Origin of the sequence: Nitrospira sp., from assembly GCA_005116745.1 — a bacterium.
Classification (GTDB): Bacteria; Nitrospirota; Nitrospiria; order Nitrospirales; family Nitrospiraceae; genus Nitrospira_D.
The window spans coordinates 149,490-172,254 of sequence record SWDS01000007.1; the positions used below are offsets into that span (position 1 = coordinate 149,490).

Consider the following 22,765-nt stretch of genomic DNA (forward strand, 5'->3'; position numbering starts at 1 on the left):
ATCGGGCCGCCATGAAGAAAGTCAAACCCACGAGGATGCCGTCCGTTCTCGACCGTCCAGCGCAGATTGCGAGGAGTCTCCGTCACGCCATGCCGGTGGCTGTGATGGAATTAACTCATCGTTCTCCATGGGAACTGTTGGTTGCCACCATTCTATCCGCGCAGTGCACGGATCAGCGAGTGAATCAGGTCACGCCGGCTCTCTTTAAGCGGTATCCCACACCTCACGTGATGGCGAACGCAACGTCGACGGAACTGGAGGCGTTGATCAGATCAACTGGTTTTTACAAGAGTAAAGCGAAAAACTTGATTGGTTGTGCGCAGGTCGTTACGGCGCAGTTCAAGGGGCACGTTCCCGATACAATGGAAGAACTCACAGCGATACCTGGTGTTGGGCGAAAAACAGCGAATGTACTTCTTGGGGCCGTATTTGGGAAGCCGGGTATTGTGGTCGATACACATGTGCGACGGGTGGCCAACCGACTCGCCCTGACCCATTCGAGTGATCCCGAGCGAATCGAACGTGACCTGCAAGCGGTGTATCCGGAAACCCAGTGGACGGGTGTATCTCAGCGGTTGCTCCTTCATGGTCGGTATGTGTGCCTTGCTCGAAAGCCTCGCTGTCTTGTTTGCCCGATCTACGATGTCTGTGAGTGGGAAGGAAAACTACCGACATGATTAAGAGTATGACAGGATTCGGCCAGCGACAGGGACTATGGTCCGACGGGACTGCCAGCGTTGAAGTGAGATCGGTGAACCATCGTTTTCTTGAAACCTCCATTCGTCTGCCGAAGTCAATGAGTGGGCTAGAAGAAAGCTTCAAGAAGACGATCCAACAACATTGTGTACGTGGAAGGGTTGATCTCACAGTGTTGCTACAAGGGAGTCGGGGAAGTGCTCGCGTAGTGCAACTTGACGTCGGACTAGCGAAGCAGTACCATCAGGCTCTCCGTACACTCCAGCGCACGCTGAAACTTAAAGGCTCCATTGACATCGGACTGATGGCGAGTTTTCGCGATGTTGTCGCGCTTTCTGAGCAGGCGGTCGACGATCCTAAGCTCACAAAAGTGGTGGAGAAATTGGGGCTGCTCGCGGTGTCGGATATGGTGAAAATGCGGGAGAAAGAGGGAGCCTTGCTTGCGCAGGATATCCTGGCTCGGCTGGAGCACGTGCGTGAGTGCAGGAGATCGGTCTCGTCCCGTGCTCCCTTCATTGCACAGGAAACCTTCGACCGTATGAAGCAGCGAGTGGAGAAGTTGTTGGCAGACGCTATCCCGGACATCCCTCGGCTCAATCAAGAGTTGGCCCTGTATGCGGATCGGTGCGACATTACAGAAGAATTGGTCAGACTAGACACGCATATGATACAGTTTGAGCGTGCGCTCCAAGGGACCGAGTCGGTGGGAAAGACATTGGATTTTCTTCTCCAGGAATTAGGCCGGGAGGTCAACACCATTGGATCGAAATCCAACGACGCGGAGATCAGGGCCGATGTGGTGAGAATGAAAGCCGAGCTTGAGCGTATACGTGAGCAGATACAGAATGTCGAATGAGTACCACGATGCCCACAAGTAACCTTCCTTCGGGTGTGACGGAGGCTCGGCAAGCTCCTGAACGTCGGGGCATTCTCTACATCATTTCAGCTCCGTCAGGCGCAGGGAAGACGACTTTGTGTAAACAGGTTGTGGCGTCGGTCCCAGAGCTGTGGCATTCGGTGTCGTTCACGACCAGAAAACCGCGTCCAGGAGAAGAACACGGACGCGAGTACTTCTTTATCGATGAGAACGTCTTTCACGATATGGTTGCCAGGAATGAATTCTTGGAGTACGCCCACGTATATTCCAATTGGTATGGCACACCGCATAAGCCATTAATGGATAAGATGGAGCAGGGTATCGATGTCTTACTGGAAATCGATGTCCAGGGTGCGCTTCAGATTAAAAAGAAATTTGGTGATGCCGTCTATATTTTCATTCTCCCTCCATCGATGGACATTCTGCGTGCTCGACTCCAAGGTCGGGGATCCGACTCTCAGGAGGAGATTGTCCGCCGATTGCAAAAGGTGAAAGAAGAAGTCTGGTGTTTCAGGGAATATTATTACATTGTCCGCAACGATGACCTGATGCAGTCTCTCCGTGAGCTGCAAAGTATTTTCATTGCGGAACGTCTGAAGACCAAACGGATGGACCTGCATTGGCTTGAGCAAAGCTTTATTCTTGAGAAAGATGCAACATCGCCGGGAACGGAGCCGTCATCCACTTTATAACGAGGGAGCTAGACCGACTATGATCGACATGCTGAGTTTGTTGCCGCAATACACGCCCAATGAGTTCGATTCACGCCACCGCCTGGTGATCGTCGCGTCACAGCGGGCAAAGCACTTGACTCAAGGCGCGAAGTCAACCTGGTCCTCTCGTTTCACAAAGGAAACAACCATGGCACTCGACGAGGTGTTGAGAGGTCATGTCAGGTATATGACCGGCAAGGAAGCCCGCGATGCCATGAAGGAAGCCAAGCGAGGGAAAGAGGGTGAAACCGAGCGCATTGCGATGATGACCGGAGAGGATGCCCGCGAAATCAAGAAGGAACTCAGTGTTTACGTCGATGATACGGTACCGCCGACAGTGGTTCCGGCTGAGGAGTAGGCATTGGAGGAAGCACAGGTGCCGACCAATCCGCAGGGCAAGCGGCTTGTTCTTGGGGTAACGGGCAGCATCGCCGCGTATAAAGCGGTCGGGTTGCTTCGATCTCTTGCGCGTGATGGTGCCACCGTGTCAGTGGTCATGACTCAGGCTGCCACGAAATTTGTGACTCCTCTTACGTTTGAAGTCCTGTCAGGAAGACGAGTGGCGACGGACCTCTTTGAATCTCATGAAGAAATGGTTCATCTCGCTGTCCCAGAACAAGCCCAGGCAATTATCGTGGCGCCGGCGACGGCCAATTTTTTGGCAAAATCGGCTCTTGGTCTGGCGGATGATCTGTTGAGCACGATGCTGTTGAACGCTCGGTGTCCCGTGATTGTCGCTCCGGCCATGGATGGGGACATGTGGACACACCCCACGGTTGTTCAACATGTGCAGGTGCTCCGAGCTCGTGGCGTCGTTGTGCTTGATCCTGAAGTCGGTCCGCTGGCCTCAGGACAAGTCGCACAAGGGAGGTTTCCGGCAGAGTCACGAATCATGGATGCAGTGCATGCCGCACTGAACCCTCGGCGGGATTGGCACGGACAACGGGTGTTGGTCTCCGCGGGCCCGACTCAGGAGCCTATTGATCCGGTTCGATTTATTTCGAACTATTCTTCTGGGAAGATGGGGTATGCCATTGCAGAAGCCGCGCGGGATCGAGGTGCAGAGGTGGTCTTGGTAACAGGGCCGTCCTCTCTCACGCCTCCTCCAGGAGTGGCGACGGTTTCAGTCAATACAGCGAGCGAGATGACCGATGCGTTGAGTCAACATTTCTCTGCTGCTACCGTTCTGATCATGGCTGCAGCGGTTGCCGACTTTCGTCCAAAAAATCAAGCTGCTCAGAAGCTCAAGAAGCAGGGGAAGTCTGAGCTCGTGCTTGAGTTGGAAGCGACCCCGGACATTCTCGCCATGCTGTCCGCGCGTCGGACATCGCAAATTGTGATTGGGTTCGCGGCGGAAACGGAACACGTAGTGTCGCATGCGAAAGACAAGTTGAGAGGGAAAGGGCTGGATCTCATCATTGCGAATGATGTCACGCAAGCAGGAGGTGGGTTTGGCAGTGACGACAATGCGGTTGTCATGCTTTCGGCCGCGGGTGAACAGCGAGTCCTGGGTCTGATGCCCAAGCGGCGTCTGGCCGACGAAATTTTGACTGTTGTGCATGAGCTCTGTCTCATCTCGCCTCGTCGCGAGTCCCTGGTGGAGTGAGTCAATCTATGGCGTCAGAATCAAAAAAAATAGGGAATGCCGCTGAAATTGATCGGTTGGCCTTAGTCTTTGCTAAAGATCCAGGGTCCAAGGTGTTTATTCCCCTGGCAGAAGAGTACGGCAAAGCTGGCATGTGGGAAGAGGCGGTTGCTGTTCTTGAAGATGGGCTGAAGGCCTATCCAGGTTTTATCACGGCCATGGTGGCCTTGGGTCGCGCCTATGAGCAGATGAACCAACCGGTCAAGGCGAAGGCTCTTCTTGAAGAAGCCATCAAGGTGAGTCCCGACAATCTTCGTGCGCATCGAATATTGGCTAAGCTCTACACGGCGCAAGGGTCTAAAGAAGCGGCTATCCGGTCGTGCAACGTCATATTATTGATAAATCCGCATGACCAAGAAGCCTTGTCGCTTTGTGCCGGGCTCAGTGTGCCGACGACTCAGGGAATGGAACAATCGCAAGAGGCATTGCCTGAGAAACCTGTGGAAACTGCGAGTCTTGACTCTGACCGTCTTCACGGCGAGGGTATGACATCCGTCTTCGATAGTGCGGCGATGGCACCGAAAGATGGAGCCAACGGATTGTCCAGTAGTGTATCTCGTTCAGAAGAAACGCCTATCCCTATAACGGGATCCACGGCTTCGGCTGCACAGAAAACAAGAAGTCCAGCGATCGCACGGTTCGAGCAGTGGCTCAACTTGATCCAAGACCGCCGCCGAGATCCCCAAGCCTCTTCTTCACTCCCCTCTTGAGCTTTCCCATGACTTCACTGGTTTGACCCCCTGAGAGGGGACTGCTAGAATGCCCCCCTTGACGTGGTAGGGTGAGGCTGGTGGAAGGGGGTATTGCACACGACATGTTGCGGATCCTGGTCCTTCACGGTCCCAATCTGAACCTGTTGGGTAATCGAGAGGAGTCCATGTATGGGACGACGACTCTTGATGAGATCAATGCGTCATTGGAAAAGCTGGGTAGTGAGCTTGGAGCTGAACTGGTTATTCGTCAGTCGAATTTTGAAGGGGAATTAGTGGGCTGGATTCAGGAAGCACGACACGGGTATCACGGCATTATCATCAATCCAGCGGCCTACACGCACACCAGCATCGCGATACGCGACGCCCTAGCCGCCGTTGAGTTGCCCACTGTTGAGGTTCATCTGTCTAACATCTATCGGCGTGAAGAATTCAGGCAGCATTCATATGTATCGGGGGTTGCATTGGCACAGATCGCCGGGTTTGGTGCCAACGGGTATCTCTTGGCCTTGCGAGGATTGTGCGAGCACATATCTGCTACCGGATCTACGGGGTCCTCTGGTGGTCGCACCTCAGTAGACGGAGCGAAGATAGAGCGGCATTGAGGAGATCACCGGGCCGGTTGTGTTCTTCATAAGAAGGGAGTTGCGAGTGATTTCTACGGTGGATTTTCGTAGCGGCGTACGCTTGATGGTCGAAGGCGAGCCCTTTCATATCGTCGACTTTCAACACGTCAAGCCTGGCAAAGGTGGTGCCTTCGTACGGACGAAGTTGAAAAGCTATCTCTCCGGAAATGTGTTGGACCGAACGTTTCGCTCAGGCGAACGGTTTGAAGAGCCTGATTTGGAAGAGCGTGATATGCAGTTCCTCTACGCGACCGGAGCGTCCTATACGCTGATGGATACAGAGACGTACGAGCAATTGACGTTTGAGAAGAGTCAGTTGGGAGAGAACGTCGATTTATTGAAAGAAAATATGGTCGCCAAGATCCTCGTCTACGAGCATCGCCCGATCGCCGTTGAGCTGCCAAACTTCATTGAGCTCAAGGTCGTGGATGCGGATCCTGGTGTGCGGGGGGACACGGCAACTGGAGGAACCAAGCCGGCGGTCGTGGAAACGGGGGCGACGATCAAAGTTCCGCTTTACTTGGAGGTCGGCACCGTCATCCGGATCGATACTCGAACCAGATCCTATGTGGAGCGTGTTCGGTGAGCCGTCGTCGACCTGCTCATTCAAAGACTAAGGCTCGTCGGATTGTGTTGCCGCAGCCTGGGGAGGAGATTGGTCATGAGCTCTCACTCACAGGGGGGGCGCCCAAGCAAATCCAAGAACTGATCGACCTGCTTCGGCGTAATAATTTGACCGAGCTTGAGTTTGAACAACAAGGCATGCGTATCCGCGTCCGCCAGGATGTCGCAACCAGACCGCTCGCGACATCGGTGCAGGAGTTTATTCCTGCTCCGCCTCAACAACCGATGCATGCCACTTCAGCCACGACATCCGTATCAGACGCAAGCACGGGTTTTCTGACCGTCACGTCGCCCATCGTCGGCACGTTCTACCGATCGCCCTCACCCGATGCTGATGCATACGTTGAAGAGGGGGATTCTGTGAAGAAGGGACAAGTGTTGTGCGTCGTCGAAGCGATGAAACTTATGAATGAAATCGAGTCGGAAGTGGACGGTCGCCTTGTGAAGATCTTGGTAGAGAATACAAAGTCAGTGGAATATGGGCAAGCACTGTTTCTGATCGATCCCACATCCGCTTCATAGGTCATTCTAAAGGCGGTTCTCGCCATCGTATCGGAGCCGAGACGTGTTTAAGAAAGTTCTGGTCGCCAACCGCGGAGAAATCGCGCTGCGAGTGATTCGCGCCTGTAAGGAGCTTGGCATCAAGACCGTGGCGATTCATTCTGAAGCGGATGCGCTTGCCCTCCATGTTCGAGCAGCCGAGGAAAAGATATGTGTGGGGCCGGCTGAATCGGCATTGAGCTACCGAAATATTCCCAATGTCTTGAGTGCCGCAGAGATTACGGGTGCCGATGCGATCCATCCCGGGTATGGATTTCTGTCGGAGAACGCCCATTTTGCTGAAGTCTGCGAGTCAATCGGCATCAAGTTTATCGGACCGAGCTCGGAAAACATTGCCATGATGGGGGATAAGGCGAAGGCACGTGAAATCGTGGCGAGGCGGGGCCTTCCGGTCACACCCGGGAGCCCAGGCGAATTGCGCAGCGAGGAGGATGCCTTGCAGGCGGCGCAGACGATTGGCTTTCCGGTCATTATTAAAGCGACGGCCGGAGGGGGCGGTCGAGGTATGCGTGTCGTCAACAAGGCCGAAGACCTTAGCCGGGCCTTTCAGGCTGCGCAGGCTGAAGCGAAATCGACCTTCGGTAACGACGGGGTCTACCTCGAACGGTACTTCCTAGAGCCGCGTCATATTGAAGTGCAGATCTTGGCCGATCAACATGGTCGGGTGGTGCATCTCGGGGAGCGGGACTGCTCGATTCAACGACGACATCAAAAACTGGTCGAAGAAACACCATCCCCGGTGGTCGATCACAAACTGCGTCGTGAAATCGGTCGGGTGGCCGTAGAGGTGGTCAAGGCTGCCCATTACCGAAACGTGGGCACCGTCGAATTTTTGCTCGATAAAGACCGAAATTTTTATTTCATGGAAGTGAATACCCGCATCCAGGTCGAGCACCCCATCACTGAAATGGTCACTGGCATCGATTTGATTAAGGAACAGATTCGTCTGGCCGCAGGTCATCCTCTCTCCATTCGACAACAGGATGTCGTGATGACTGGGCATAGCATGGAGTGTCGGATTAATGCCGAAGATCCAGAGAAGTTTACGCCATCTCCCGGGATGATTACCAAGTACAGTCCGCCTGGAGGGTTCGGAGTGCGAGTCGATTCCGCCATGGAGTCAGGCTCGGTGGTCGTCCCGTACTATGACTCGATGATTGCCAAGCTGATTACTCATGGCCGCGATCGCCAGGAATCAATGGCTCGTATGAAACGTGCGCTCGGCGAGTTTGTCATCGAAGGGATTAAGACCACTCTCCCTCTTCACCGTCGGATCCTCGATGATTCAGACTTTCAGAAGGGCCATGTGTCGACGACGTTCCTGGACCGGTTCTTGGCCGGATAATCCTACGAATTTTTCCCTCCTCAATTACTACCTTGACCGCGCTTCGCCATCAAGAGATCTCATCCCTTGGTGGGCCGTTGGGCTTGTGTTAAGCTAAATACCTGGGTTTGAAAGGGAGAGCCACCGCTCGCGTGAGCCGAGAGGTGCATCGATTCTTGTCTTCCTGTTAGGATAGAGAGACCTCGGGGACTATCTGTAGGATATATGCGACGTATCGCCTTGATTGTCGGTGTTGTAGCCATTGGACTTGCCATCGGTGGCTACGTGTTTTTTAACGGGGAGCGGAAGACCCCTGTTCGATACCGAACAGCAGCGATTGAGTTAGGCCAGGTTATTTCTACTGTCAGTGCCACGGGGACGATCAATCCGGTTGTATCGGTTCAGGTAGGTACGCAAGTGTCAGGCATGATCAAGAGCCTCCATGCGGATTTTAACTCGCGGGTAAAGGCTGGGGATACGGTCGCAGTCATTGATCCTGAACCCTTCAAGGCTCGCCGAGAACAGGCTGCCAGCAATCTAGAGATGGTGCGCTCAAACGTTGCGCGATCCAAAGCCGACCTGGCGCAGCGAAAACGAGAACTGGAGCGCGTGGAATCCTTGTTGCCTCAGCAGTTTGTGTCACAAAATGACGTTGATGTTGCATTCACAAATTTTCAAAGCTCGGAAGCACAGTTAAAGGTTGCTGAGGCGCAGGTCAAGCAAGCGGAAGCGGCGTTGAATTCGGCTGAGCTGGAATTGAAATATACCGTCATTCGGTCGCCCGTTGATGGCATCGTTGTGGCGCGTAACGTAGAGGTTGGCCAGACGGTTGCGTCCAGCTTTGCCACGCCTAATCTGTTTCTGATCGCCCTCGATTTAACCAAAATGCAGGTTGATACCAATGTGAGCGAGTCGGACATTGGAGGGATGGCCGAAGGGAAGGAAGCCGTCTTTACTGTAGACGCCTACCCCGGTGTGACCTTTACTGGCACTATCAGGCAGGTACGACTCGCACCCATCAACGTTCAGAACGTCGTCACCTACAATGTGGTGGTCGGAGTGGATAACAAGGACCTACGGCTCAAACCCGGTATGACGGCCAATGTGTCGATCATCGTGGCACAGAAAGACCAGATCCTGAAGGTTCCTAATGCGGCTCTCAGATTTGCGCCTCCGAAGGGTGAGGGGAGTCGTCGGGAGGCCGATGGGCACGTACCAAGCAGGCATGGAGGAGGTCCGACTAAACTAGATGCTGGTACGCTGCCGTCGAAAGTTATCTGGAGGCTGAGCGGGAGCGGTGACCTCACTTCTCTGACGGTTCAAACTGGTATTTCGGATGGCCTCACCACTGAATTACTCTCCGGCGGTCTCAGTGAAGGGGATCTCGTTGTTGTCGGTATTGAACAGCCGTTCGGCGAACGAAAAGGGAGTGACTTGCCGCCGGGGTTCGGGAACCAGCAACGCCCTCGCTCTCGATGAGGCCGCTGATATCTCTCGATCGCGATGTCGAATGTCGCTCGTCGGCGGATAAGGCATATGTCACCCCCATCATTCCATTTTCATGATTTGCGCTGGCGGCGCATAGGGTGAGCTAGGTCTGTGAATCCATTGATCGTCGGCGAAGATATCTGGAAGGTCTATCGAGTCGGTGATGTTGAGGTGCAGGCTCTGCGTGGGGTGAGTATCACCATCGAACGGGGTGAGTTCGTCGCGATCATGGGGTCAAGCGGATCCGGGAAGTCCACGTTGATGAATATTCTCGGTTGTCTGGATCAACCCACCAAGGGACGGTACTGGTTGAACGGCGTCGAGGTCGGACAATTGCGGCCCGACCAGTTGGCAGAGATTCGGAATCAGCAAATCGGTTTTGTGTTCCAGAGCTTCAACCTCATTCCCCGTACCAGTGCCCTGGAGAACGCTCAGTTACCTCTGTTCTACAGAGGACTGTCTCTAAAAGAACAGCGTACGCTTGCTTCCGCTGCGCTCCAACGCGTTGGATTGAAGGGGCGCGAGCATCATTCCCCCACGCAACTTTCAGGTGGCCAACAACAACGGGTGGCGATTGCTCGGGCGCTGGTGACCTCACCCTCTTTGTTGTTGGCCGACGAGCCAACCGGAAATCTTGATACGGAGTCCAGTCAGGACATCATGGGGATTCTTGAAGGATTGAATCGTGAGGGTATGACAGTGATCCTGGTCACGCACGAAGTCGATATTGCCGCCTATGCGTCGCGTGAAATTGTCGTCAAGGATGGTCAGATCCTCAGCGATCGAGCAACCAAGGAGCGGTCGCATGCAGTGGGTGCGTAAATGCTAGCGTTCATGTGGCTAACCGTCATCACGGCGTTGAGAGTACTCGGGCGAAACAGACTGCGCGCAGGCTTGACCATGCTTGGGATTATTATCGGAGTTGGAGCGGTCATTGCGATGGTCAGCATTGGAGAAGGGGCGAAACAGGCGGTGCAGAAGCAGATCGCCACGATGGGGACCAACGTCATTATGATCTTTCCCAGTTACATGACCATCGGCGGCGTGCGGGGCGCACAAGGCGGTGCCGTCACACTGACGGTTGCCGATGCACTGGAACTAAAGAAAAGGATTCCCACTCTGTCTGAAACGGGGTGGCTCATACGAAGCACCATGCAAATCGTGAATGGGAACCGCAATTGGAATGGGTCGGTTCAGGGAGCGTCACCCAGCTATGTCACGATTCGAGACTGGTCCTTCAGCAGCGGAGGATCCTTTACTCAAACAGATATGGAGAGTGCGGCCAGGGTCGCGCTCCTTGGACAAACCGTGGTCGAAAACATCTTTGAACCGGGTGAAGAACCAGTTGGCGCGATCATTCGGATTAAAAATGTCCCGTTCCGAGTCATTGGTGTTTTATCTCCTAAGGGCCAGTCTGTTCAGGGAACCGATCAGGACGATGTCGTTTTTATCCCCTTCACAACTGCCGAGCGAAAGGTCTTTGGAACATTGTTCCTGGGATCGGTCGGAGGAGTGTTTGTTTCGACGGAACGAACCGAGGATCTGGCAGATGCCGCAGAGCAGATCCGTCAGGTGATGAGGGCTCGACATCGCTTGCAGGGTGAGCAGCCGGATGATTTTACCATTCGTACGCAGGTCGAAATCGGAAAGGTGCAGGAAGGGACGAGCGAAACCTTGACGGTCATGTTGATGATCATCGCGTCCGTCTCGTTACTTGTCGGCGGCATTGGGATCATGAACATTCTGCTTGTCTCCGTCACTGAGCGGACGAGAGAAATTGGAATTCGGATGGCGGTTGGAGCCAAACGCTTCCACATTCTCATACAGTTTTTGATCGAGGCGCTGACGCTCAGTGTGGTCGGTGGCTGTATTGGCATCCTGTTCGGAGTGCTTGCGGCTCGCTTGACGACGGTGATTGCCGGTTGGCCAACCATTATTTCAAGTGATACCATCGCCGTTGCGTTTGTATTTTCCGTTGTGGTGGGCCTATTCTTTGGTTTATATCCCGCCAATAAGGCTGCTCGGCTTAATCCCATCGACGCATTGCGCTACGAATAGGCGAATCACTCACCGGTGTCCCTTCCTACGCATTCATGTCTACTATTGTTTCAATGGCCCGGACCTGGGGATCGCCGTCCTGGTGCGCAAGATCGATGACAAATGGCGCTGGGTATTCCGTGCCCCCTGGCTGGTGGGTGATGGTGATGATCGGTTGGTGCAGTTTTTCTTGATGGAGTTGCGTGACTACTGCCACCTCTTGCGTATTCAGCCGCACCTGACTATGGATGGGGTAGATACCGATTCGTGCGATGAATAATGACACAATTCGTTGATCAAGCGTGCCTTGTCGAGCCTCCTGATACAGGCGTTGAAATGTGTGGTGAGAAGTCAGTGGGGCAGTCCCGCCGAATCCAGTGGTTAATTCATCGTATCGATCCACGACCATCAGAATGCGTGTGGGGTCGGAAGTAAATTGTCCTCGTGACTCTTTCGGATAGCCGCTGTCATCAAGATAGGCATGATGATTCGCGATAAGATGAAGCGTGGCGGCTTCAATTCCCCTTTTCCCCTCCAACATCAGAACGGCACGGCGGGGATGGGTCTCAAATTCCTGTCGGTTGGCCTTGGAAAGGTCTGACGAGACATGCGTATGGCGGACAATGGCAGGTCGGATCTGTAAGAGCCCAATGTCATGTAAGAGAGCGGCGGTTGCAAGCTCGTGCAGCTCCAGGGGGTTGAATTGGAAGGCTTGTCCGACCACCAGTGACAGCGTACAGACTGCCAGTGCATGCTGGCTGAGCGTGGAGTCGTCGGTCCGGTTTTGACTCAAGGCCATGAAAATAGCAGAGTCGGTGAGCGTTCTCATGGCGATCGTGATTTCTTGGACCGCTTCGGCTGCCTGCTCAGGGTTGACCGTTCCTGTCTTCGCAATGGTTGTAAAAACGGATTGGACCGCTTGATCCATCTGTTGCTTGGCCAGCTTTGCCTGGGCATATTCTTCGTTCAGCTGGGCTAACGGCTTGGGGTGTGTCAGGCTCGAAGTCGGTGCTGTCGTGGGTGCAGCCTGCGTGATATCCGTTGCGTGATGGGGCTGAGAAGTGATTCCACGGTCGAGGTCGATGTCGACCATCTTCACTCCTGCACGCACTAATTTGTCGATCTGGGAAGACTGTTCAATCAGGAATGAATGGCGGAGTAAGGGGGAGCGGAACCACGACAGGTCCAGACGGGCGACGTACATTCCGATCTCAAGTTCACTGACGGGAACACGTGTTGTTGCCATCAGAAGGTCCGTCCAGTAGGAAGCAGGGCTGTAGATATAGTTCTCTCAGATATCGGCGTGAATCAGAAAGAACTGTAGCCGAGCGAGTGCTGGAGTGAGTGGTTAGCCTGAGTGAGAAGGAGGGGCAATGAACGAGAGCGAGACTTCGATGCGAGGGTCGGCTTTGTCAACATGCTTATACAGATGAGTTTCGATAATGCGGTTATCGTTTAAGCCAAGCCCTTCACAGACCGCATCTTGGGCGATCTTCAGACCGCCATCCAGGTCGCGCCGTAAGGCGGATGCGAAAAAGAATCGGATCGAGAGCGCGAGCGGCTCCGATCGAAGTCGATTGTGCAAAGAGGATTTAACGGGGGACTGGGCCAATGCCAGCCATACGCACTGGCCGACGTAGGTCTTGTACGTCCGTCCGGCGGAGGATAGCAACCGACGTCCATTTACCGTTGCATATTGATGGTTGATGCTGGGGGGGACGGGCAATGTGACTTTGATCGTGTCCGATGTCACGACTGGGAGATGCAATGGTGTCCGTAGTGCAGTCTCTGGGTTCGATGGACCAGATTTGGGTGACTGAGTCGTACCGCTGATCGGCAGTAACTTTTTGGGGATGGATGGGAACCGTGATGAACGGAGGTTGTATCGAGATCGGTCGGATGGCATGGAGCCGAGCTAGAGGAGATTTACGATCTTTGCCATATTCTGTTCAAAGCGATCTTCAGTACGCGCAAGATACCGACGCCATTCGCTTGGGTTCCAAATTTCCATGCGGTGATACAGGCCGACGAGTATGATTTCTTGATCCTCATCGACAGGAACCAGTTTTCTCAAGCGACCAGGAATTAGAATCCGCCCGGTCTTATCGATATCCGATGAGCCTGCCTCGGAGACGACAAAGTGCATAAACAGACGACTCTGGTCTTCATCCAGAGACGTCCGGGTCCGTTCAAGGACCTTTTCCCACTCTTTCGTGGAATAGATCAGCAAGGACTGTTCCGGACCCTTCAGGAACATGACGGTCTGACCGTCAGCTTCGATCTGTTCGCGGATCGGTGAGGGGACGATGAATCGTCCTTTTTCATCAACCTTGCAAAGGTATTCACCTGCAAACATTGTGATGTCCTGTAGTTAGGAATTCACGGCAGTTCTGGTTCGGTCGCGAATCCATCGCTCTAGATCCGAACGGACGAATCGCCATTCCTTTCCCAGCTTGAAGGCGGGAATCTGTCGACTCTGAAGATAGCGATAGAGGGTACGTTGAGTAATCTTGAGATATTGGGATGTTTCCATCGCGGTCATCAGTTCGCTCTTCGGGGCCCTGCTCATCACTCCACCTATGGCCAGATCGAAAAATCCGCATTCTGCCTCCAGCACTCACGTTATTCTAGAGGCGACCCTGAGAATGTCAAGCGAAAATATATGACAGTGCATGTCAAAGGCCATCACCGCCTCCTGGCATTCCCTCACCGTCATTGGATTGATCCATCATCGCTTCAATATCGTCGACGTCCTCGCCCATTTCCTGTCCCATTTTCTTCATCAAACGGGCGACGCTCCGAGGATCATTCTCATCAATCCCTCCGAGGTTCGCTGGATCTGACAGTGATTCGAGTCGAGCTTCCTCGGACTTGGGAGCGGCAAATCGAGATAGGAGACGCTCCATCCGCGAGCCGCCGCAATGCCGACAGGTGGCCACGCTAGGATTGCGCGGATTCAATACCAAGACCGAGGATTTCCGGTGACAAGCCTGGCAAGTGTACTCATAAATCGGCATCGATCAACCTCCCAGGAGCTTCAGCGATGGTGGGCGCTGAGCCATGATGCGGTCGGGAATCATAGTGGGATCCATTGTGCGCCCTAACGTTATCACAAACACGTCGCCAGACCCGGCCTTCCGGAGGGTCTTGGCGCACTCATTCACCGTCGTACCAGTCGTGAAGACGTCGTCGATCAGAAGAATGCGTTTCTTCACAATGGCATCGGGGTGTCGGAGGGCAAATGCTCGACGAAGGTTTTTCAGACGGCTTTTGCGGGATAGTGTGGTCTGGGCTGGAGTAGGAATGGCTCGGATCAAATTCGTGTACGCGATGGGAATATTGAGGGTCCGTCCGATGTCACCGGCAAGCAGGAGGGACTGATTAAATTCTCGTTGACGGAGTCTCTCAATGTGCAGGGGTACTGGCATGATCACATCAATGGAATCGAGGGGAGGGAGTCGGGCGATCATGAGGGCAGCCAGTGGAGCCGCCAGGGAAACTTTGCCCCGATACTTAAAGAGGCGGATTGCATGCTGGAGTGGAGGTGTATACGGGTACAGAGTCCAGGCCTTGGTATACGAAGGTGGATGTTCGGCACAGGGTTGGCAAACATGGTGTGGGCTGTAGGTCGTGGCAATGGAAGAATGGAAGGGGTGATCACAACGGGCGCATCGAGAGTCAGGCATGAGGGAAATCTTACTCCAGCAGTCCGAGCAAAAATGGGGGATCGGATCATCTGCTAGAAGCGAGTTACAGCTCGAACAATGAACGGGAAGAAAGAATCTGAGCGCGCGGCGCAGGAGACCTGCGGCCGACTCTGTGACAGGATTGGCCATGGACAGCCTTTCGTTTGTGTGTATTCCACTTCTCTTTATGGCGGCGAGCCTGCCGGTGTCAAGGTTGTCGGCCTTCGATTTATTGTGCTATACGAATGAGAATGACCGTACACCGGTCGACCCGTCATTGGAGAGAATGGACCACCGATGGTGACATTGAAACAACTCTCCAAAACCCATTCGCGTGGAGAAGCCATGGTCACGGCGTTACGCGATGTCAATTTAGAGATTCGACCTGGAGAATTCTGTGCGTTCGTGGGCCCCAGTGGCTGTGGGAAAAGTACTCTGCTGAACCTCGTCGCGGGTTTGGACCTGCCGACTTCAGGAGAGATCCTGCTCGATGGGCGATCCACCCACAATCTGACCAGTTACGAATGGACGAAGATCAGGCGTGAAACGATCGGGATTGTTTTTCAAGCCTTCCACTTGGTGCATGGGTTGACGGCTGAAGAGAATATTGCACTGCCTTTGATGTTGCGCGGGGAGAATGGGCGGGAGATAACAAAACGGGTCGGAGGTATGTTGGAGTGCGTGGGCATGAGTCACCGGCGCCGACATCGACCAGCTGAATTATCCGGTGGAGAGCAACAGCGAATAGCGATCGCGCGGGCGTTGGCACATGGGCCCCGTCTCCTCTTGGCCGATGAGCCGACGGGCAATATCGATTCTCAGCAAGGAGCAGGCATTATGGCGCTTATTCGTGAGCTCGCAATGGCTGAAGGGCAGACGGTCCTGCTGGTGACGCACAGCCTACAGGCTGCGCAAGCAGCCGACTATGTATGGACCATGCGAGATGGACAGCTGATCGCACGCACTGAACGTATGACTGAACTGGCAACTTCGTGATCGATCTTTCTACAACGATCGCGGGCATCACCTTTCCCAGCTGTTTCATGAATGCATCGGGAGCGCTCTGCGTCACACGGGACGAACTCGAGGCTCTGGGGAAATCCGGCGCGGGGGCGATCGTCACGAAGTCGATGACTATTGAGTCGCGCCAAGGCAACCCTACGCCACGGTATTATGGATTTCCCGGAGGATCGATCAACTCGATGGGCCTTCCCAACCTCGGCTATCGAGCCTATGCTGAGTTGATCCCTCACCTCAAGCGGTTTGGAAAGCCCGTGATCGCCAGCGTGGCCGGACTCGGGGAGGAAGATTTTCCGACCATCGCGGAAGCGATCAATGCAGCCAAGCCGGACCTTATTGAGGTCAATCTCTCTTGCCCCAATATTCCAGGGAAGCCCCAAATTGGGTACGATCCGGAAACGTCTGAGCGCGTCCTCAAAAAGGTTCGGCCTCTCATCACAGTTCCGATGGGCGTGAAGTTGCCACCGTACTTCGATCCGGCCCACCATGAGGCCATGGGGAAGGTCCTTGGGCGTTGCGGAGTCGACTTTCTCAATATGATCAATTCGGTGGGCAACGGCTTGGTTGTGGATTCGGAACGCGAAGCCGTCGTTATTAAACCAAAAGGCGGATTTGGCGGGTTGGGTGGGCGACTGATCAAGCCCGTAGCCTTGGCGAATGTTCGCGCTTTCTATAAGTTGTTTGATGGGAAGATGCCGATCATCGGAACCGGAGGAATCGTTGAGGGGATGGACGTGTTCGAACATTTCCTGTGCGGTGCGTCGGCAGTCCAAATCGGGACGGTGTTGGTGGAGGAAGGGTTGGATGTGTTCGGACGACTGGAAGCGGAATTGACCGAGGTTTTGACGAGAAAAGGATACCAGTCGATTGTGGAATGTCAGGGACGGCTTAAGGAATTATGAGCCTATTTCATGCCGAAGTTGCGAGGGAGCAAGTTTTGTTGCAGCGCCTGACGCAGGAGCTGGGCGACGTTCCGAACATTGAGTCGGCGCATCAAGTTGAAACGATGGACTTCGACCGTCCGGACGCTGATGTCCAGTGTCCCGCCGATCTCACGATTGGTATGGCCCAGCGCGACCAATCGAAGAATCTCGCGTTGACGGGGCGTAATATGCAGAGAAGGTTTGGAACGGTGTCCCACCCGATGGGGCGGGCGTGCGGTGGTGTGTTTGCTTCTAGCCATCTGTCCTCCTCTGGAAAAAGTCTGAGGTCAGTCTAGCAAACGACCGGATACGTGTAAACGAAATGACTGATTTGTGCCGAGCGCGCGGATGTCTAGATCGGAACTGATGAGACGTTTCCCAGCAGAAAGCTTATCTCACGTTCAATGCCTGCCTTTGTAAGGGTCTTACTCCTTCTTCTTACCGCGCATGTCCGGCAATGGCCGTTACGCACGCTGCTGACGATCGTCGGAGTGGCGCTCGGCGTGTCGGCTTCCGTCGCCGTGCGGACTGCCAACGTTGACGTGTTGAGGTCCTTTGAAGAGGCGGTCCTGACGGTGGCTGGTCCCACGACTTTGGAAGTGTCAGGAGGGGAGACCGGGCTTGATGAACAGGTCATTAGACAGGTCAGAACCATCGCCGGCGTAAGATCTGCATCGCCGGTGATTCTACAGACGGCCGTTCGCATAAGAGGAGAGCACGTCGACCACGCGGTGCAAGTGGTGGGGCTGGATCTTCTGGTCGAATTCAATACACGCGGGTTCCGCATGAACCAGCCGTCAACGGAACGTCAGTTGATGGGGATGATCGAGCCACAGGCGGTGTTCTTGGGAGCCAATTTGGCCACAGAGTGGAACCTGTCGGTCGATGAGGAGGTTGATCTTCTCCTTGGATCCAGGCGTCTCACCTGCCGGGTTGCAGGGATTCTTCAAAATGGGCAGGACCGACCTTCCTCATGGGAACGCATGGCTGTGATGGATATCGCTGCGGCACAAATTACGTTCGGGATGGTTGGGAAGTTAGATCGAATCGATATCGTGACCGACCAACAAAAGACCGTCGATGAGGTCGCACAGGATCTACGGGCTGTTCTACCTCCCTATTTGACGGTGGAACGGCCGGCCAACAGGACGAGGCAGGTTGAGCAAATGGTGCGCGCCTTCCGTCTCAATCTGACGGTGTTGAGCTGGGTTGGCCTGTTAGTTGGGATGTTTCTGATCTACAACACGATGGCATTCGCCGTCGCCCAGAGGAGACGAGAAATCGGAATCTATCGAGCCATTGGGATGACTCAGTCTCGGGTGGCAGTATTGTTTTTGATGGAAGCCGGGTTCTTTGGATTGTTGGGAGGAATCGCCGGAAGTACAACCGGAATGGTGCTCGCGCAAGAGCTGGTGGCTTTGCTCAGTCAAACGATTTCGGATCTCTATGCTCCAGTCGGGGTCGGCGAAGGAGGGCTATTCCAGAGCGGCCAATTCTGGAGCATGATGCTCGAAGGCATTATGATTGGGTGCGTCATGTCCATGATTGGTGCCGTTGGTCCAAGCCTTGATGCCAGCCGCACCACGACGGTACGAGCGTTGGCTCCTGGTGATTATGAAGCGAGCCAGCAGCTACGAGTGGGGATGCTCGCCATCATGGGACTGAGTGTGCTCGCCGTTGCGGGGCTCTTGAGTCTGCCAGGCCCCATCAATGGGGTTCCTATTATGGGGTACGCGGCAACGCTCTGTCTGCTGGCCGGTCTTGCTTGTCTGGCCCCGATCTGTGTCACTGGATGGCGGCGTCCGCGACAGTATGTGGGACGTACAGGGGGAGCAGGGGGAGTCATGAGGGGGATTGCCGTGGAGCATGCCTCGCGCAGTCCAGGCCGAAACGGAGTGACCGTCTCTGCCTTAATGGTGGGATTAGCCATCATGATCGGCGTGCTGGTCATGGTGCGAAGTTTTCGACATACGGTCGAACTCTGGGTCACCGATACGGTCTTGGCCGATCTGGTCGTGGCACCCTCACTGTGGCTGCGGGGCACGGAGATCGGAGGCGCCGGTCGGAGTCTCCCACCGACCTGGTTGACCGTCTTGTCTTCCATCCCTGAAGTAGCCGCAGTCGATAGTTATCGCGATGTTCGAGTGGAGGTGAACGGCCAACGGGTGGCTATCGTCTCACGAGATCTGCGATTACATGCCCAATGGAGCCGGTATCTTGTCCGCCAGGGTGATTCTTCAGAACAGCTCGTACGGGCAGCCGATACCCGTGGTCTCCTCGTCTCTGAGGTATTGGCTAATCGGCTTGGGGTGGAAGAGGGATCAACGCTTGAAATTCTGACGCCGAGCGGCCCCGCGCGATTCCCGATCGTGGCCGTGTTTTATGACTATTCGACGGATGGGGGGAAGCTGCTCATGGATCGGGCACTGTACCAGTCGCTCTGGCATGATGATTTGGTCACGGTATTTCCCGTGTACATGAGCGCTGGGTCAAGTATTGATCGCGTGAGAGAACGGATCCTAGAAAAACTGAGCGGCGCAGCCGGCGGAGGGCTTCCGCCGCTTGTGATCAGCAACATCGAGTTACGGAAAGAAATTCTCGACATTTTTGATCGCACATTTCTGCTGACCTATGTTTTGGAGGCCATCGCGATCGTGATTGCCATGCTGGGGATTGTCAATACACTGGTCACGTCTGTCCTTGAACGTCGCCGGGAATTTGCGACGCTACGGGCCATCGGCGGCAGCCCGGAACAAATTCAACAGCTCGTGTTATGGGAGGCGGCCTACCTCGGCGTAGTGGGGATTGCCTTGGGCCTTGTTGGTGGCGGGCTACTCTCGCTGTTACTGATTAAGGTCATCAATAAGCAATCATTCGGTTGGACGATTCAGATGATTGTTCCGATCGGCGCACTGGCCCAGGCCGTGGCTCTCGCGGCGGTTGCTACCTTGGTGGCGGGCTACTTCCCGGCCCGGTGGGCGGCACGACAACCGGTGGTGGAAGGCTTGCGGGAGGAATAGGGGCTACGACCATGTTGAACGTGATCAGCAGGGACTGCTTACGTGTTAGAGCCCCGTCCGTACTTATCTAAGAGGGTTTGAAGGTCTTCAGGAATGGGCATGGGCTGAAACGGAGAGACCCGCGCCCCGCCAGTATTGCCTATCGGCACCCACATTCGTGAGAACAGCAGAGCTCCCAGGATCCGAAACAGTTGACCGGAAATTTCTACGCAATCTCGACGTCTCCAACCAACCTTCAGCATCCACCAGTGTGTCCGCGCATGGGCAACCGAAAATGATTGTCCTAAGATGTGTGCCCGCTCGAGATGGGAAAATGCCTGGTCCAGTGCATCCGCATGATATCGCTCCACTGCCGCCTTCATCTCGGCACAATAGGCTTGTTGCAAGACCGGATGCATGTTCATCTTTCAGGGGCCGTCACTGCGCACTGTACGCGACGACATGGTTTCAAAACCAGGATGTCGGCGGAATGAAATGATCAGAAACGAATGGTTTTCGTCTGAGCTTAACTTGAAAGATGGCAGTATAGTCCGAGAGAGAAGCTAGATCGAGATACTCAAGGGATGCGTGTCCACCCCAGTGGACGGCGGAAAGGCCATAAAATATCCCTGGCACCAGCAGACTTTGTTTGGTGGCGGTGGGCCGGATTGAACGGCCGACCCGCGGCTTATGAGTTAAAGTAGTAGGTCAAGCAACGTGAGATTTACAGCATAATTAGAGGGGATACGTGGACAGGAAGTGACACAGATAGCCCATATGTTCGTACCTTTCGTACCCAGGACCTACCCGCTATGTAAATCGTTTCGGCTCCCTGAACCAACCGGGGGGTATCCTTGCGCCAAGGTACGTGGGGGCGGCTACGGTTACTAAGGTACCGCGTGCTCCGGCTTCGCCTAGAAGCCAACGGTCTCTCCTTCTCCGGTAGGGGGGTAGGCTTGTTTCGAGTAGTGTGCGAGGGTTCGTCTGGAGATTTTTGAGAATTAAGAAAAAGCCACCTTGACATGGCGGGGGGGGATTTGAAGCCCCTTTATCGAAAGCCCAAATAGCATTGTCAATAGGGAATGACGGACTTCTTATATTGCTCGGCGGTCCGATTCACGCAAAAGCAGAACAGCGCGCCCTCCAGTTTCATCCAGAGGAGTGGGAATTTGTACGGGCGTCTGAGCAGTTTCGATACTGCCCGCTCACCATAATGGAGCAGCGCAAAGCGTCTTGCCGTTTTCACTTGCATGGTGGTATTCCACCAGCGCACAAGCGGCCACAATCTGACCTCCAGGCTGCTTAGGAGATGCTGCTGGACCAGCGAGGCAAAGAAGGACCGGCGCAAGCCCTCACCGTAGGGCACGGCGGGATGGCAAAAGAGGACCACGGACCCTAGTTTCGACTGACCAAAGAGCTGTCTCGGCACGCCCGCCTCTTCCGCGATGCGTCGAGGGATCGGGCGATCATATTTTGTCCACATGCGCCAGGGGTTCATCTCGGGTGATTCGGTCATCGCCAGAATATCCGCTTTCCGTCGTGCGCCGATATAGGGCAGTGGGAGATGGATCAATCCTACGACCAGCCGCCATTCAGACAGGCCATGTCCTCCAAGATCCCACCGCCGAATGTCCGTATCGACGTGGGCGCGGTCTCCTGAAGTCGATCGTGGATACCAAATCTCTCCGAGTGTCCCGGTCAGCAAGAGACTCACCGTCGAAACATGCGGTTTGACGCCCAACAAATTGGCGTCCTGCGAGAGATGCAGGGCCGTGTAGAAGAGCGATTCATCGTCAAAGTTTCGGGTGTAGACATCGCGAGCAAGCTGCGTATAGCGCAGCCCCAGCACGTCACAAATGGCGCTCCCATCATCATCCTGGAGTGGGCCAGTCTGTTGGTGGGCCAGATGCGCGGTACTCTTGGCCTGTGTCACGGTAAACACACGGTCAATCCCATAGGGTGCGGCGAGGGCATTGACGGCGGTGGAGTCATAGCCCTTTGACTGGGTGGAGAGGATCGGCAAGGGCCACGTCCGCGCCCCATCGCGGGCATTGGCGACGATGCTGGCGTACCGCTCGCGGAGATACTGTCTATAGTCCTCAAAGTGATGAAAGCGCGGCGGCATCCGCTTCTCGGTTTCCAGGATCTTGTCACTGGAGACCTCAAGATTGCGATACATCAGCCGGCGCACGCTGCCCTTCACGGTCTGCATCTCCCGTTGGTAATCGTTCAGACCGTTCATAATGGAATCGCAGGCCCTCGCGTAGGTCCGGCACTGTAGGGGATCGAGGCGATCATTAATCGTTGTCAGCAAGAGTGGGAGAGAATTGGAGACGGTCACGCGCTCCGCTTCAGTCCTATAATAGAGGTAGTCGGTCGTGGAGGCGCTACTGACGAAGCGCACGGACTCACCGGTCATCCTGCCACCGGTCCCAAACACACAGTCCGTCTCTCCGAAGTCGCCCTTCTCGAAAGGTCCATCCCACACGCCTTCGATCCAGAGGGAGTCACGGACTTCGACCTTCGCGCCGTGACGGAGCGTCACGATGCCGTTTACCTTGTCAACAACAGCGACCCAGGCCAGTTGCGGGAGTGAGGGATGGCAATGTGTGGTGAGGCGCATGGCGACTGACCCGTCCCGAGAATGTAAACCGATGGTTCATCTATTGGTCAGGTTTGGTACCTTAACGTGGACCTATGAAGGTTGGCAAGTACCACCTAAAGAAAGGGCGATGGATGATGATTGAGTGTGTATGGAGAGAGATATCCCTCTGTCGATCCAGCGTGTTTTGCTCTCAACACTGGGATGGAGTGCGATTGAGTTGGACCTGGAATC

At 54.7% G+C, this 22,765-nt stretch carries 25 protein-coding genes; 16 read left to right on the forward strand and 9 right to left on the reverse strand.

Translation table 11 applies throughout. The features are described 5' to 3' along the window. Positions 1 to 11 precede the first annotated feature (11 nt). The 13 genes from nth to E8D52_11540 all read left to right on the forward strand — a co-directional run bounded on the left by nth (position 12) and on the right by E8D52_11540 (position 11,322). Positions 12 to 677: an endonuclease III gene (nth, locus tag E8D52_11480; protein TKB67881.1), complete on the forward strand. Its 666-nt coding sequence runs from the start codon at positions 12 to 14 to the stop codon at positions 675 to 677. Next, positions 674 to 1,552, forward strand: coding sequence for a YicC family protein (locus E8D52_11485; GenBank protein TKB67882.1), 879 nt, complete (start codon positions 674 to 676; stop codon positions 1,550 to 1,552). The genes nth and E8D52_11485 overlap by 4 nt, the downstream gene beginning before the upstream one ends. Positions 1,553 to 1,560: 8 nt before the next feature. Then, the gene (locus E8D52_11490; protein TKB67883.1) at positions 1,561 to 2,265 is read left to right on the forward strand and encodes a guanylate kinase; all 705 of its coding nucleotides are present in this window, start codon (positions 1,561 to 1,563) and stop codon (positions 2,263 to 2,265) included. After that, complete coding sequence (locus tag E8D52_11495; GenBank protein ID TKB67884.1) at positions 2,225 to 2,644, forward strand: DNA-directed RNA polymerase subunit omega; 420 nt, start codon at positions 2,225 to 2,227, stop codon at positions 2,642 to 2,644. The genes E8D52_11490 and E8D52_11495 overlap by 41 nt, the downstream gene beginning before the upstream one ends. 18 nt (positions 2,645 to 2,662) lie before the next feature. After that, on the forward strand, positions 2,663 to 3,892 hold the full coding sequence (coaBC, locus tag E8D52_11500) for a bifunctional phosphopantothenoylcysteine decarboxylase/phosphopantothenate--cysteine ligase CoaBC (GenBank protein TKB67885.1): 1,230 nt from the start codon (positions 2,663 to 2,665) through the stop codon (positions 3,890 to 3,892). An 8-nt stretch (positions 3,893 to 3,900) separates the two neighbouring features. Further along, complete coding sequence (locus E8D52_11505; protein TKB67886.1) at positions 3,901 to 4,641, forward strand: tetratricopeptide repeat protein; 741 nt, start codon at positions 3,901 to 3,903, stop codon at positions 4,639 to 4,641. 107 nt (positions 4,642 to 4,748) lie between these two features. Further along, a complete protein-coding gene (gene aroQ, locus E8D52_11510; GenBank protein ID TKB67970.1) occupies positions 4,749 to 5,246 on the forward strand; it encodes a type II 3-dehydroquinate dehydratase in 498 nt (165 codons plus the stop codon). 46 nt (positions 5,247 to 5,292) lie between these two features. Next, positions 5,293 to 5,853, forward strand: a complete 561-nt coding sequence (gene efp, locus E8D52_11515) for an elongation factor P (GenBank protein TKB67887.1) — start codon at positions 5,293 to 5,295, stop codon at positions 5,851 to 5,853. A gap of 68 nt (positions 5,854 to 5,921) precedes the next feature. Next, on the forward strand, positions 5,922 to 6,413 hold the full coding sequence (gene accB, locus E8D52_11520) for an acetyl-CoA carboxylase biotin carboxyl carrier protein (GenBank protein TKB67971.1): 492 nt from the start codon (positions 5,922 to 5,924) through the stop codon (positions 6,411 to 6,413). Positions 6,414 to 6,456: 43 nt separating this feature from the next. Beyond that, a complete protein-coding gene (gene accC, locus E8D52_11525; protein ID TKB67888.1) occupies positions 6,457 to 7,797 on the forward strand; it encodes an acetyl-CoA carboxylase biotin carboxylase subunit in 1,341 nt (446 codons plus the stop codon). A 204-nt stretch (positions 7,798 to 8,001) separates the two neighbouring features. Beyond that, entirely contained in the window at positions 8,002 to 9,255 is a 1,254-nt protein-coding gene (locus tag E8D52_11530) for an efflux RND transporter periplasmic adaptor subunit (protein TKB67889.1), read from the forward strand. Between the two features lie 120 nt (positions 9,256 to 9,375). After that, the gene (locus E8D52_11535; protein ID TKB67890.1) at positions 9,376 to 10,086 is read left to right on the forward strand and encodes an ABC transporter ATP-binding protein; all 711 of its coding nucleotides are present in this window, start codon (positions 9,376 to 9,378) and stop codon (positions 10,084 to 10,086) included. Further along, complete coding sequence (locus tag E8D52_11540) at positions 10,087 to 11,322, forward strand: FtsX-like permease family protein (protein TKB67891.1); 1,236 nt, start codon at positions 10,087 to 10,089, stop codon at positions 11,320 to 11,322. Between the two features lie 25 nt (positions 11,323 to 11,347). Here the strand turns inward: E8D52_11540 and E8D52_11545 are convergent, their stop codons facing one another. The 6 genes from E8D52_11545 to E8D52_11570 all read right to left on the reverse strand — a co-directional run bounded on the left by E8D52_11545 (position 11,348) and on the right by E8D52_11570 (position 15,137). Then, positions 11,348 to 12,547 (reverse strand): DUF3391 domain-containing protein, encoded by a 1,200-nt coding sequence (locus E8D52_11545; GenBank protein TKB67892.1) that lies wholly within the window; start codon positions 12,545 to 12,547, stop codon positions 11,348 to 11,350. Between the two features lie 102 nt (positions 12,548 to 12,649). Continuing rightward, positions 12,650 to 13,207 carry a RusA family crossover junction endodeoxyribonuclease gene (locus E8D52_11550; protein TKB67893.1) on the reverse strand — a complete coding sequence of 186 codons (558 nt, stop codon included), beginning with the start codon at positions 13,205 to 13,207 and terminating at the stop codon, positions 12,650 to 12,652. Positions 13,208 to 13,216: 9 nt separating this feature from the next. Beyond that, the gene (locus tag E8D52_11555) at positions 13,217 to 13,657 is read right to left on the reverse strand and encodes a hypothetical protein (protein TKB67894.1); all 441 of its coding nucleotides are present in this window, start codon (positions 13,655 to 13,657) and stop codon (positions 13,217 to 13,219) included. A 15-nt stretch (positions 13,658 to 13,672) separates the two neighbouring features. Next, positions 13,673 to 13,870, reverse strand: coding sequence for a helix-turn-helix domain-containing protein (locus tag E8D52_11560; GenBank protein TKB67895.1), 198 nt, complete (start codon positions 13,868 to 13,870; stop codon positions 13,673 to 13,675). Between the two features lie 106 nt (positions 13,871 to 13,976). Next, entirely contained in the window at positions 13,977 to 14,318 is a 342-nt protein-coding gene (locus E8D52_11565) for a zinc ribbon domain-containing protein (protein TKB67896.1), read from the reverse strand. A gap of 3 nt (positions 14,319 to 14,321) precedes the next feature. Further along, entirely contained in the window at positions 14,322 to 15,137 is an 816-nt protein-coding gene (locus tag E8D52_11570; protein TKB67897.1) for a ComF family protein, read from the reverse strand. A 147-nt stretch (positions 15,138 to 15,284) separates the two neighbouring features. Between E8D52_11570 and E8D52_11575 the strand changes: the two genes are divergently transcribed. Beyond that, a complete protein-coding gene (locus E8D52_11575) occupies positions 15,285 to 15,983 on the forward strand; it encodes an ABC transporter ATP-binding protein (GenBank protein ID TKB67898.1) in 699 nt (232 codons plus the stop codon). Next, positions 15,983 to 16,909 (forward strand): dihydroorotate oxidase, encoded by a 927-nt coding sequence (locus E8D52_11580; GenBank protein ID TKB67972.1) that lies wholly within the window; start codon positions 15,983 to 15,985, stop codon positions 16,907 to 16,909. The genes E8D52_11575 and E8D52_11580 overlap by 1 nt, the downstream gene beginning before the upstream one ends. Before the next feature lie 2 nt (positions 16,910 to 16,911). On the opposite strand, the gene E8D52_11585 is transcribed toward E8D52_11580, so the two are convergent. After that, positions 16,912 to 17,190, reverse strand: a complete 279-nt coding sequence (locus E8D52_11585) for a response regulator transcription factor (GenBank protein TKB67899.1) — start codon at positions 17,188 to 17,190, stop codon at positions 16,912 to 16,914. A 144-nt stretch (positions 17,191 to 17,334) separates the two neighbouring features. Between E8D52_11585 and E8D52_11590 the strand changes: the two genes are divergently transcribed. Further along, complete coding sequence (locus tag E8D52_11590) at positions 17,335 to 19,950, forward strand: FtsX-like permease family protein (GenBank protein TKB67900.1); 2,616 nt, start codon at positions 17,335 to 17,337, stop codon at positions 19,948 to 19,950. Positions 19,951 to 19,988: 38 nt separating this feature from the next. Here E8D52_11590 and E8D52_11595 read toward each other — a convergent pair whose 3' ends face one another. Next, positions 19,989 to 20,348, reverse strand: a complete 360-nt coding sequence (locus tag E8D52_11595) for a DUF3703 domain-containing protein (GenBank protein ID TKB67901.1) — start codon at positions 20,346 to 20,348, stop codon at positions 19,989 to 19,991. A 653-nt stretch (positions 20,349 to 21,001) separates the two neighbouring features. Further along, entirely contained in the window at positions 21,002 to 22,552 is a 1,551-nt protein-coding gene (locus tag E8D52_11600; protein ID TKB67902.1) for a hypothetical protein, read from the reverse strand. Positions 22,553 to 22,765 lie beyond the last annotated feature (213 nt).

What these genes read in the sequence shown, in the direction of transcription:
- E8D52_11505 (TKB67886.1), top strand. Translation starts at nt 3,901, where the DNA reads ATGGCGTCAGAATCAAAAAAAATAGGGAATGCCGCTGAAATTGATCGG.
- E8D52_11595 (TKB67901.1), bottom strand. Translation starts at nt 20,348, where the DNA reads ATGCATCCGGTCTTGCAACAAGCCTATTGTGCCGAGATGAAGGCGGCA.
- E8D52_11545 (TKB67892.1), bottom strand. Translation starts at nt 12,547, where the DNA reads ATGGCAACAACACGTGTTCCCGTCAGTGAACTTGAGATCGGAATGTAC.
- E8D52_11490 (TKB67883.1), top strand. Translation starts at nt 1,561, where the DNA reads ATGCCCACAAGTAACCTTCCTTCGGGTGTGACGGAGGCTCGGCAAGCT.
- E8D52_11565 (TKB67896.1), bottom strand. Translation starts at nt 14,318, where the DNA reads ATGCCGATTTATGAGTACACTTGCCAGGCTTGTCACCGGAAATCCTCG.
- E8D52_11485 (TKB67882.1), top strand. Translation starts at nt 674, where the DNA reads ATGATTAAGAGTATGACAGGATTCGGCCAGCGACAGGGACTATGGTCC.
- E8D52_11530 (TKB67889.1), top strand. Translation starts at nt 8,002, where the DNA reads ATGCGACGTATCGCCTTGATTGTCGGTGTTGTAGCCATTGGACTTGCC.
- E8D52_11570 (TKB67897.1), bottom strand. Translation starts at nt 15,137, where the DNA reads ATGGCCAATCCTGTCACAGAGTCGGCCGCAGGTCTCCTGCGCCGCGCG.
- nth (TKB67881.1), top strand. Translation starts at nt 12, where the DNA reads ATGAAGAAAGTCAAACCCACGAGGATGCCGTCCGTTCTCGACCGTCCA.
- E8D52_11550 (TKB67893.1), bottom strand. Translation starts at nt 13,207, where the DNA reads ATGCCATCCGACCGATCTCGATACAACCTCCGTTCATCACGGTTCCCA.
- E8D52_11540 (TKB67891.1), top strand. Translation starts at nt 10,087, where the DNA reads ATGCTAGCGTTCATGTGGCTAACCGTCATCACGGCGTTGAGAGTACTC.
- E8D52_11495 (TKB67884.1), top strand. Translation starts at nt 2,225, where the DNA reads ATGCAACATCGCCGGGAACGGAGCCGTCATCCACTTTATAACGAGGGA.
- E8D52_11575 (TKB67898.1), top strand. Translation starts at nt 15,285, where the DNA reads ATGGTGACATTGAAACAACTCTCCAAAACCCATTCGCGTGGAGAAGCC.
- E8D52_11585 (TKB67899.1), bottom strand. Translation starts at nt 17,190, where the DNA reads ATGGCTAGAAGCAAACACACCACCGCACGCCCGCCCCATCGGGTGGGA.
- E8D52_11590 (TKB67900.1), top strand. Translation starts at nt 17,335, where the DNA reads ATGCCTGCCTTTGTAAGGGTCTTACTCCTTCTTCTTACCGCGCATGTC.
- E8D52_11555 (TKB67894.1), bottom strand. Translation starts at nt 13,657, where the DNA reads ATGTTTGCAGGTGAATACCTTTGCAAGGTTGATGAAAAAGGACGATTC.
- E8D52_11600 (TKB67902.1), bottom strand. Translation starts at nt 22,552, where the DNA reads ATGCGCCTCACCACACATTGCCATCCCTCACTCCCGCAACTGGCCTGG.
- E8D52_11560 (TKB67895.1), bottom strand. Translation starts at nt 13,870, where the DNA reads ATGAGCAGGGCCCCGAAGAGCGAACTGATGACCGCGATGGAAACATCC.